Below are 11,353 nucleotides of genomic sequence, written 5' to 3' on the forward strand. Positions count from 1 at the left end.
ATCGGCAAAGCCGACAAAACCGAATATGAAAGAGCCGAATAGCTCAAATTTCGTTGCTGACGAGAACTTGTCGTTCTCAATTTATTGTTGCTTAATTCGCTCGTTGTTCAGTTTTCAAAGAACAAATCTAGTGTATTGCGTTGTTGCTCTCTTACTTCGTCGCCGTTTCAGCGGCGACCTTTATAATATATCATATCGTCTAAGATATTTGCAAGCACTTATTTTTTCCAATTGCAATTCTTTCAATCGGAACACCGAAATGCTCTCGACGACACGATGATTAGAATATCATATACCCGATCTGAAAGTCAATGACTAAAACAAAGTCAATTTAATACAAATCATCAGCAATACTCCAGGCACTCCCAACAACGCCGCCGTCCCCATCGTCGCGGGATTCAACGGAATGTACAGATCGGAGAACAAACCCGAAAAATTAACGACATAGATCATCAGCGCCGCCAAGATGACATTAATAGCGAGCGCCTTAAGCCACCGCAGCGACAGCCGTTGTTTCACCACGGTATACAAAAGCAGCAATAGAGAAACAACCAGTACCCCCGATAGAAACAACTTCATAATTATCCCCCCCTTATCAAATGCTTAGCACGCTCAACTTTTCTACCTTCGCTTTTTTCAATAAAATCTCGTACTTTTTCTCCGCGGCCTCCAACATATAAATCGCGTAATCCACCTGATCGTCTCCCAGCGCTTCGTGAAAAACGAAGTACGCCTGTTCCCACTGTCTGTGCGCATTTCGAATATCTTCATATAATTGTAGTTTCGCCTCATACTCAGGCGTTCCCATTCTCCGGCGCTTCGGGCGCCGACGCCGCTTCTCCGCCTTCTTTTTGCCGAATTTCGAAGCAAAAGTTTTTAACCACATAAGCTGCCCCTCCCCTAAACTGCAACCTTCTCGCAAAGATGCCGTTACCTAATTCATATTCGACGAGAGGACAAACTTAGAACCCGAAATTCTCGAGACAAACTTTCCGAAACGGCCTCCAGACACGATTCTCACCGCAATCGCTTCAAAAAGGAACCGAAATGCCACTAGCGTTGCACCGATTGTTTTACTGCGTTTCAAGCCGATGATTGCGATAGGGATGAACAAGGTTAACGGATTTTGGAGGCCTTATTTAATCCAATAACGCTGTTTTGGCGGTGTTAGCGGATTTTGAGGGCTCTATTTTTGTCGAAACTCCACAAAACCAAGGATTCTCAGCCGATCGCGACATGTTAACGGTTCGAAAATCCGTTAATTCCAAATATTCGACTGGAATTCAAAAAATAAGACCTCGGAAATCCGTTATATTTCCATGGTACCGCATCCCAGCTAGAAGATTTAATGCAACGCTAGTGCCGAAATGCCTTAATAAAGACCCGAAATGCCTTATTACAGGCGGATTTCCGGCAATTCTCCATTGACTTGGAACAAAAATACCCTATTAACGAATTTAAATTCGCTATTAGGGTACTTTCATTCCTTATGGATGAATCCGCGATACATCCGCATAAAAAGAAAGAGCCACCGACAAACGTCCGAGACTCTCTCTCGCATACTAACTTAATTCTCGTCGCCCCTCCAACGCTTTGGAGAGTGTGACTTCATCCGCATACTCCAAATCGCCGCCGACCGGCAAGCCGTGCGCGATCCGCGTCACGCGAATGCCGAAAGGCTTCACCAACCGGGATAAATACATCGCCGTGGCCTCGCCTTCAATATTCGGATTGGTCGCCAAAATCAGTTCCTGCACGCGCTCGTCGCTTAGACGTTTCAACAATTCCGCCATTCGGATTTCGTCCGGACCGATTCCTTCCATCGGCGATATCGCGCCTTGCAGCACATGGTAATACCCTTGGTATTCCTTCGTGCGCTCCATGGCGACAAGGTCTTTGGACTCTTGCACCACGCAAATCGTCGAAGCGTCGCGGGTTTTATCCTGACAGATCCGGCACGGGTCCACATCGGTAATATTGCAGCATACCGAGCAATAATGAAGGTTGCGCTTTACATTAACGAGCGCCTTGGCAAAATCGATCACATCGTCCTCTTGCATACGCAGCACATGAAACGCAAGCCGCGCCGCCGTCTTCGGACCGATGCCGGGCAAATGCGTAAAGGCGTCGATCAATTTCGAGATCGGTTCGGGATAATACAATGCGAGGTTCTCCTTCTATTGTCAAATCAATTGCATAAATCGCCAAACGTTACTTAGAACAAGCCTGGAATTTTCATGCCGCCTGTAAATTTGCCCATATCTTCGTTGGCCAATTCTTCCGCTTTGGAGAGCGCGTCGTTAACCGCCGCCAGGACGAGATCTTGCAGCATTTCCACATCGTCCGGATCTACCGCCTCCGGCTTGATCGCAACGCTCAACACTTTCTTGTGGCCGTTCACTTGCACGGTAACGACACCGCCGCCGGCGCTTCCTTCCACCGTTTTTTCGGCCAATGCTTCTTGAGCTTTCAGCATTTGCTCCTGCATTTTTTTCACTTGTTTCATCATTTGATTCATATTGTTCATCGTTTTTCGTCTCCTTTACGTAATCTCATTGTTCATTCATCCTTTTTGACCACGACGAGGTCTTCGCCAAACATTTGGATCGCCTCGTCAATCCACGGCTGCCGCCCGGATTCCCGGGCCGCTCCGCCATCGCCGTCCGCCGAAGCTTCTCCGGCTTCCCATTGCAGTTCGCCGCCGGCCTCTTCCCGGTCGGACAAGGAGGCGGCCCAATCTTTCAACAGCATCGTAACGAGCTTAAGCGGTTTGCCGAACACTTCCGCAAGCACTTGCTCGATCAGTTGTTTATTGGCGGCGCGTTCCGTCGTGTCGCGGTGTATCGTGTTTTTGAACGCGACGAGCACCGCATCGTCAACGGCCGATACCGGTTCGCCGTCGACGAACCAGGCATGCACCGTTACCTTCTCCTCTTTGACCCGCTGCAGCACTCTGCTCCATTGCGTACGAATATGCGTAAAATCGGCATCGTCCTTCCGGGACAGATACATTTCGAATTGCGGCGGGAACTTCGCGGCGATCGAAGCCCGTCCGGCTGAGGCGGAAGGCTTTGCCGCCCCTCTGGACGACCCGGCGGAGCCGCTCGAGGCGGCCTGCCCGGCCTGGACGCCCGTCTTCAACAATTGCTCGATTTTCGCCTCCAACGACGCGACTTTCTGCTCAAGCTGTTTGACCACGGCGGACTCCGCCGGAGCGGAGGAAGCCGCCGCAGCCGCGGCCGGAGCGGAAGGGACGTTTTGCAAAGTGCAAATTTTCAACAGGGCGACCTCGAATAGCGTTTGCGGCGCAGCCGCATATTTCATTTCCGTCTGATAACGATTTAAAATGTCGATCATTTGAAACAGCCGATCCTGCTCAAACGCATCCGCCGTCTCCCGGAACCGCGACGGATCCACGAGGCGGTCGGTTAACGCTTCCGCATTCGGCACCATCTTGATCATTAACAGGTCGCGGAAATAGTAAATCAAATTTTCCATGCATTTGTCCGGGCTTTTCCCGTCCTGCATCAATTGCTCGATCGTCTGCAGAACGGCGCCGACATCGCCGCTCCGAATCGCCGCAGCCAATCCGGCAAACTGTTCGGCGGCCATCCCGCCGGTAATATCCAGCACATGCCGATACGTAATATGTTCCCCCGTAAAGGAAACGATCTGGTCCAGCAAACTGATCGCATCGCGCATCCCCCCGTCGGACAGACGAGCGATATACTGCAAAGCGTCGTCGTCTCCGCGAACCCCTTCGCGCTCGCAAATCCGGCGCAAATGCTCCACCTGTTCTTCCAGCGAGACGCGGCGGAAATCGAACCGTTGACAGCGGGAAATGATCGTTGCCGGCAGCCGATGCGGCTCTGTCGTCGCCAGAATAAAGATAACATGGGCGGGGGGCTCTTCCAACGTCTTGAGCAGCGCGTTAAAGGCTTCAGTCGTCAACATATGGACTTCATCGATAATATACACCTTCTGGCGCACTTCCGTTGGGGCGTATTTCACTTTTTCGCGCAAATCGCGAATTTCGTCCACCCCGCGGTTGGAAGCGGCGTCAATCTCAATGACGTCCATCACGGAGCCTGCCGTAATTCTTACGCAAGCGCCGCATTCATTGCACGGCTCCTCCGCCGGTCCGCGCTCGCAGTTGACCGCTTTGGCCAAAATTTTGGCAGTGCTCGTTTTCCCGGTTCCCCTCGGGCCGCTGAACAAATATGCATGCGTAAATCGTTGTTCCCGCAGCGAGTTTTGCAATGTTTGTATAATATGTTTTTGTCCCACCATGTCTTGGAACGACTGCGGCCGCCAAGCACGGTACAACGCTATATGACTCATCGCGGAACCCTCATTTCAACATCCTTGTTACGTGAACGTTTGTTTATCATTATACTACATCGCAAGTTGCAAAAAAACCGCCTCGCCCCGAAAAAGGTCGCGCGCGTTCTTTCGCCCGCTATTTTGCGAACTCCTTATCGTATGGAATGCTGATGGTGAACGTCGTTCCGAAGCCTTTGGACGAAACGCGAAGAGAGCCGCCATGGTCGTGCACGATGCGTTGGCAGACCGATAACCCGAGCCCGGTGCCGTTCTCCTTCGTCGTAAAAAAGGGATCGAAAATCTTGTCGATCAAAAAAGCCGGAATACCCGGACCCGTATCATGCACCTCAATCAAAACTTTGGAATCCGAGTCCGTATCCGCCCGCACCGTAATCGTCAATGTCCCTCCTTCCGTCATCGCTTCAATTCCATTTTTGCAAATATTCAAAAACACTTGTTTAAGCAGCTCCCGATCCGCTACAATCCGCGGCAAGCGTCCCGCCGGGTGAAAGTGAACGCTGACGTCGTGCAGGAGGGCTTCATTGGTAATAATCGGCAACATTTCATTGATTACGGTAACGACATCGACATGATCGAACGTAATGTCTTTCGGCTTGCTTAACAACAAAAACTCGCTGACAAGCTCGTTAATTCGATCGATTTCCGAAAGCATCACTTCGGTGTAAGAGTACTCTCTGCTCATTCCTTTTTCCCGCAGCGTCTTTTTGAACATTTGCAAAAACCCTCGAATCGAGGTAAGCGGGTTGCGAATTTCGTGGGCCGTACCCGCGGCGATCTGGCCGATCATCGCCAGCCGGTCGCTGCGCTGCATCTGTTCTTCGAGCGAGCGAAGGTTGGTTACATCCTTAAATATGACATACGCCCCGACCGTATTTCCTTTATCGTCGCGCAGCAGATTGGAATCCATCAACAGTTCGTACCGTTCTTGGTTATTCATCCAAGTGACGGCGTGATTTCGAACGATAACCCCATCCAGCAAAGCGCGCTGCACCAGCTGATGCTCCATCGGCATTCCCGCGAACAATTCATGAATCGGGCGGTTCAGAACGTCTTCGCGCACGAGCCCCAGCACCCTGCATGCCATTTCGCTAATATCCATCAACCTGAAATTCATGTCCAATAAAATAACGCCGAGATTCACATCTCGAATAAATGCGCCGGAAAACTGCTGCAGCAAGTTCAATTCCCCAATATGCCGCTTATCGTGGAAAATAAGGAGGCGATAGCTTTCCCCTTCCATTTCGGCGTTTATATAGGTCAATTGCAGCGACAGCGTCTCGCCCGATTTGGCGATCAGCGACACGGTCAGGGTCTCATCCCGCAAGGCGGCCGTAAAATAGCTGCGTTCCAATTCTTCCATGGAATCCGGTATGAACTTGCTTACTGCAAGCCGAACGACTTCTTCGCGACGATACCCTGTCGTTTCGCAAAATAACCGGTTGCAGTATGCCACCTTCCCGTGACGATCAACAGACAGCATCATAGCGCAAGGGAATTTATCCGCATAGAATTGAAACATGTTTTCCGATATGCTCGCACGATGCTTATAAGGTTCGAATGTCAATCGATTCACCTCGATAACGGAAATCTGTTTGTTCTATACATTCGATTTTGTGGTTGTATTTTCCTTCCCTTCCAAAAGAAAAAAGAACGGATGTACGCAAAAACGGCCGTTTCGAACACCAATATTGCATCCGGAAAACGCAAAAAAGACCATTCTTAAAGTCCTACTAGACTTACAGAACAGTCTTCATTCATTTCAGCGATAAGTTAAGCCGTGCACCTGTTATTGATCGTTGCGATCCGAGCGGCACCTTTACACCTCGACTCAGGCTAGGCTATCCCCCGGCACATGCGAAATTCTACTTACGGCTGCTTCCTTCCGGACCTGACCGGGTTCATAGACACGCATTGCGAAGGACCCAACCGTCAACATCGCATGTAAATACCAAGCCTCACATCGACAAGACCTCTAACAGGAATTCAATCTCGCTACAGCGGATTGCGAGTTACAGGGCACCGCTACCTCCCCATCTAGCACGGTAAGCATAAGTATAACACGATTCGAGAACAAAGAGCAACCTTATGAAGAAATTGTAAGAACTAATGCGCTGGGCAAAAAGGCGGCATGATAATTAGTGAAACGCATACGATCGCGCTTCTTCATGATTAGCTCCAAAATCTGGCGCTAATTCATCAGTCCTACCGGCTGGACACTCTACTTACAGTAAAAACTACCGTTAATTTGTTGAAAATCAACCTATTCGTCAAATTCATGGAAATCAACTCCATAAAATACCTCTAATTCTCAAAAGTTACTACTTCAGAACAAAATAACTTCACAATTTATCGTTAAATGTAGTCGCTCCGGATTGAATTGCATCGGGGCCGCTCCGGAATACACAAAAAAAAGCCGTCCTGATCGTCAGGACAGCTTCTTTCGTTCCGTACAAATTACATGCCGTATTTTTTCTTGAATTTATCGACACGACCACCTGCATCCACAAATTTCTGTTTACCTGTGAAGAACGGATGGCAATTGGAGCAAATCTCTACACGAAGATTAGGCTTTACGGAGCCTGTTTCGAACGTGTTGCCGCAAGCACAAGTAACTGTGGTCAGATGATACGTCGGTTGAATCGCTTCTTTCATCGAAGTCACCTCTTTCCGCCCTGAGTCGCATGCGGACCCAGAGATATATAGACACATGAGTGGATTATAACACGAAAACTAAAAATGTTGCAACCGTATTATATTGGAAGACTTATTGGGCGCACCCTCGCCGGAAGCCGCCGTATATCAATCGCTATCGCACGTTCCGCACCTTCCTGAAATCGTCGGGAGGCACATGCGTATACGATCCGATGACTACATCCGGGAGCTCCGCCCGGAAAATATCGATCGCCTGCTTCATGCCGAGCACTTCTCCTTGCGCCTTCGGAATGAGCTCCAAATAACTTTCCGGATCGATATTCAAGTTGCGCAGTTGAATGAGCTTCAAATCGGTACGGCGCGCAAACTCGATCATCGCTTCCACCTCTTCCTCGCGGTCGGTTACGCCGGGGAAGATTAAATAGTTGATCGAAGTATAAACTCCGCGATCGGCGGCATAGCGAAGCGATTTCTCCACATTCGCCAGCGTATAGCCGCGCGGCTTGTAATACGCGTTGTAATGATCGTCCAAGGCGCTGATCGTGCTTACCCGCATCAAATCGAGGCCGGCATCCACAATGGCGCGAATATGATCGGTCAATCCGGCGTTCGTATTGATGTTGATATACCCCATCTGGGTACGTTCGCGAACTTGCCGTATCGCGTCGATGATGATCTTCGCTTGCGTCGAAGGCTCCCCTTCGCAGCCTTGGCCGAAGCTGATGATCGACTCGGGCGTCTTCAAATGCTCCAGCATAATTTGCACGACTTCGTCGACTTCCGGCTTGAAATTCATGCGCGTCTGCGGCGCCGGAAATCCGCTGTCGTCCGGTTGCTCGGAGATGCAGCCGTAACATCCCGCGTTGCAGGAGTACGATACCGGTACAGCCCCTTCCCAGCGGTTCAAGAACGTATTGGAAGCCGTGAGGCATTCGTATCCGAGCGCACAGTTGGACAAATGCCGGTACAGCCGGTTGTCCGGATATTGGCTCAAGATGCGGTCTACTTGTATTTTCAATTCTTCCGGATCGCAATGGAGCGGGTTCCATTTCTCCGGATCGTCGCTTACGCGAGCCGTTACGTAGAAGGCGTCATCCTTCCACACGACGGCGGCGTAACCGAACAGAGGGAGCTTCTGCGATTTATCCGTCTTGACATAGCTGGGAAGACAAAGCCGGGTATATCCTTGCGGCAGCAGAGCTCCAACCGCTTGATAGCCGCCTTGGAGAGGAACCATCTCGCCCGTGTCCGGATCGAAGCCGATCGGCCGCGTGTACGGCAAGCTGACCAATGTCGCTCCATCCGGGAGCGGTATCAACTCGTCTTCGTATATTTCGACGATCATATCGGCGGTGCGGGCTAATCCCACGAGCGTCGGATGATCGAAGACATTTCCTTGTTCGTCTGCATAGACCAAGTTCATCGGGTTTACTCCTATCTTCCGTCCTCTGAACGGCCGTCCGGTTTACGCGTTACGACATCGTCGACGCAGAGGATCTTGTCGTTCTGCGCAGAGCGCCATTGCCGTTCTGCGGCGTATCGAGCGAGGCCAGAAATTCCTGATTCGTTTTCGTTTGCGCCAATTTTTTCAAGAAATTATCGACGAAATCCGGGGTATCATTCATATTTTTGCGAATGGCCCATACTTTATCCAACTCTTCCTTCGTCAGCATCACTTCTTCGCGGCGCGTACCGGAACGGCGCATATCGATCGCCGGGAAAATGCGGCGCTCCGCCAGCTTCCGGTCCAAATGAAGCTCCATATTGCCGGTTCCTTTGAACTCTTCATAAATAATATCGTCCATGCGCGAGCCCGTCTCGACGAGCGCCGTTGCCAGAATCGTCAAGCTTCCGCCCTCCTCCACATTCCGCGCCGAACCGAAGAAGCGTTTCGGACGATGGAACGAGGCGGGATCGATCCCTCCGCTGAGCGTCCGGCCGGACGGCGGCACGACGAGGTTATAAGCGCGGGCCAATCGTGTAATACTATCCATTAAGATGACGACATCCTTCTTGTGCTCGACGAGACGAAGCGCCCGCTGCAGCACAAGCTCAGCCACTTTAATATGGTTTTCCGGCAGCTCGTCGAAAGTGGAAGCGATCACTTCGCCTTTGACGGAACGCTGCATATCGGTCACTTCCTCCGGACGCTCGTCGATCAACAACACGAATAATTCGATTTCAGGGTTGTTGGTGGAAATGCTGTTCGCAATCTCTTTGAGCAGAAGCGTTTTCCCCGCTTTGGGCGGCGCGACGATCAATCCGCGTTGACCGAGACCTACAGGAGCCAGAAGATCCATAATTCTAGTAGAAAGTTGCGTTGGGGATGTTTCGAGAACTAGCTTTTGTTGCGGGTATAGAGGGGTTAATGCCGGAAAGTGCAATCGTTCTGCGGCATGATCCGGATTTTCGCCGTTCACTGCATTGACTTGCAGCAATCCGAAATACCGCTCATTCTCCTTGGGCGCCCTGCATTTTCCGGAAACCAAATCCCCGGTCCGCAAATCGAATTTGCGAATTTGCGATGCCGAAATGTAGATGTCTTCGGCGCTGGGCAAGTAGTTAATCGGCCTTAGGAAACCGTAGCCTTCCGGTAAAATTTCCAATACTCCCTGCATAAACATGAGGCCGCTTTTCTCGGCTTGCGCGCGCAAAATGGCGAAAATCAGCTCTTTTTTCTTCAACTGTCCGTAATACGGAATTTGGTGCTGCTTGGCGAGTTTGTATAACTCGGTTAATTTCATTTCTTCCAGATCGGAAATTTGTAAATCCATTATCGAACCACCTATTCAATTTATAAGTTTGCTAGTATTGCACGATGAAATATAATTGTCATGATTCCCTTTTTTCCAGTCTATTATTCGCGGGTCATGTTTCAGAATCGGTTTGACGCCATACGTCCGCGCCGAGATTCCGCAAATTCGTAACCAATTGATCGTATCCGCGATCAATATACTCTACGCCCGCTACTTCCGTGATTCCTTCCGGGACCGTAAGGCCCGCAATGACGAGCGATGCGCCCGCGCGCAAATCGGCGGCTCTTACTTTCGCGGCAATCAGCGGCGAACCTTCGATAATGGCGGAACGCCCTTCTACGCGAATTTTGGCGCCCATGCGAATCAGTTCGGGCACATGCTTAAAGCGGTTGCTGTATACGAAATCGGATAAAATGCTAACGCCCTTCGCCTGAGACAGCAAACTGGTCATCGGAGATTGCAAATCGGTGGCAAAACCGGGATATACCAACGCCTTGACATCGATACTCTCGTACTCTTGCTGACCGACTACCCGGATGGATTCGTCCATTTCATAGATATGTACGCCCATTTCCTGCAGCTTGGCCGTTAACGCCTCCATATGTTTCGGGATGACATTGTCGATCAGGACATCCCCGCGCGTCGCCGCCGCCGCGATCATATACGTCCCCGCTTGAATGCGGTCCGGAATGATCGAATGCCTGCAGCCTTGCAATCCGTCAACGCCTTCGATGCGGATCGTCTCCGTGCCCGCTCCTTTGATTTTGGCACCCATGGCATTTAATAATGTCGCTACATCTATAATTTCAGGCTCTTTCGCCGCATTTTCAATAATTGTCGAACCTTTCGCCTTGGCGGCCGCTAACATAATGTTAATCGTTGCCCCCACACTGGCGACGTCCAGATAGATTTTGGCTCCGCGCAATTCCTTGGCGGAAATATGAATCGAACCGTGCTCGTTGGATACTTGCGCGCCAAGCGCCTCAAATCCTTTAATATGCTGGTCGATCGGCCGAGGTTCGAAATTGCATCCTCCCGGCATGCCGATCGTCGCTTCCCCAAAGCGCCCTAACAACGCTCCCATTAAATAATAGGATGCGCGCAGCTTCTTCACATGTCCGTTCGGCATCGGAATGGATTTCAATTGGCTCGGATTGATCCGCATTTGATTCCCATCCCATGTTACGGTTGCACCCAGTAATTCTAGAATCTCTTTAAATGTCGCTACATCGCTCAATTTCGGCAAATTATCCAAGACGACTTCGGACTCTGCTAAGATAGCCGCCGGAATTAAAGCGACCGCACTATTCTTGGCACCGCTGATTTGAACGGTTCCGCGCAGCGGCTTGCCGCCGCAAATCATTAATTTTTCCATGAATCCAGGTTCCCCCTACACATGCAGCCAGAAAAATAGTTACTCTTGCATTTCAAAAAGTCGATAGACAATAGAAATCGCTTTGCCGCTTATTTTCTGAGTCATAACCACCGGCTTAGCCGGTGGCTTCCATCAGCCCTATAAGGGCATGGTACTAGCAAGCGCCTAAGAAGGCGCACTGAAAGTCTGCCAACCGCGAGCGGTCTCGGGCTTGCCCCTCAAAGGG

10 protein-coding genes and 1 other RNA gene are annotated in these 11,353 nt (G+C 50.5%); all 11 read right to left on the minus strand.

What is annotated here, in order from left to right:
• Positions 1–315: 315 nt before the first annotated feature.
• Positions 316–579, minus strand: coding sequence for a pro-sigmaK processing inhibitor BofA family protein (locus LQ229_RS26350; protein ID WP_216540243.1), 264 nt, complete (start codon positions 577–579; stop codon positions 316–318).
• 16 nt (positions 580–595) lie between these two features.
• Positions 596–886 (minus strand): DUF2508 family protein, encoded by a 291-nt coding sequence (locus tag LQ229_RS26355; RefSeq protein WP_216540244.1) that lies wholly within the window; start codon positions 884–886, stop codon positions 596–598.
• A 676-nt stretch (positions 887–1,562) separates the two neighbouring features.
• Complete coding sequence (gene recR, locus LQ229_RS26360) at positions 1,563–2,162, minus strand: recombination mediator RecR (RefSeq protein WP_216540245.1); 600 nt, start codon at positions 2,160–2,162, stop codon at positions 1,563–1,565.
• Between the two features lie 53 nt (positions 2,163–2,215).
• The gene (locus tag LQ229_RS26365) at positions 2,216–2,527 is read right to left on the minus strand and encodes a YbaB/EbfC family nucleoid-associated protein (RefSeq protein WP_216540246.1); all 312 of its coding nucleotides are present in this window, start codon (positions 2,525–2,527) and stop codon (positions 2,216–2,218) included.
• A 32-nt stretch (positions 2,528–2,559) separates the two neighbouring features.
• The gene (dnaX, locus tag LQ229_RS26370) at positions 2,560–4,341 is read right to left on the minus strand and encodes a DNA polymerase III subunit gamma/tau (RefSeq protein ID WP_216540247.1); all 1,782 of its coding nucleotides are present in this window, start codon (positions 4,339–4,341) and stop codon (positions 2,560–2,562) included.
• 118 nt (positions 4,342–4,459) lie between these two features.
• Entirely contained in the window at positions 4,460–5,917 is a 1,458-nt protein-coding gene (locus LQ229_RS26375; RefSeq protein ID WP_356712158.1) for an ATP-binding protein, read from the minus strand.
• 202 nt (positions 5,918–6,119) lie between these two features.
• Positions 6,120–6,387, minus strand: an RNA gene (gene ffs, locus LQ229_RS26380) — signal recognition particle sRNA large type.
• Positions 6,388–6,798: 411 nt separating this feature from the next.
• Entirely contained in the window at positions 6,799–6,996 is a 198-nt protein-coding gene (gene rpmE / locus LQ229_RS26385) for a 50S ribosomal protein L31 (protein WP_216540248.1), read from the minus strand.
• Between the two features lie 154 nt (positions 6,997–7,150).
• The gene (locus LQ229_RS26390) at positions 7,151–8,419 is read right to left on the minus strand and encodes a radical SAM protein (RefSeq protein ID WP_216540249.1); all 1,269 of its coding nucleotides are present in this window, start codon (positions 8,417–8,419) and stop codon (positions 7,151–7,153) included.
• A 49-nt stretch (positions 8,420–8,468) separates the two neighbouring features.
• On the minus strand, positions 8,469–9,770 hold the full coding sequence (gene rho / locus LQ229_RS26395) for a transcription termination factor Rho (protein WP_216540250.1): 1,302 nt from the start codon (positions 9,768–9,770) through the stop codon (positions 8,469–8,471).
• 94 nt (positions 9,771–9,864) lie between these two features.
• Positions 9,865–11,127 (minus strand): UDP-N-acetylglucosamine 1-carboxyvinyltransferase, encoded by a 1,263-nt coding sequence (locus tag LQ229_RS26400; RefSeq protein WP_216540251.1) that lies wholly within the window; start codon positions 11,125–11,127, stop codon positions 9,865–9,867.
• Positions 11,128–11,353: the final 226 nt, after the last annotated feature.

Origin of the sequence: Paenibacillus sp. CECT 9249, from assembly GCF_918697855.1 — a bacterium.
Lineage (GTDB): Bacteria > Bacillota > Bacilli > Paenibacillales > Paenibacillaceae > MSJ-34.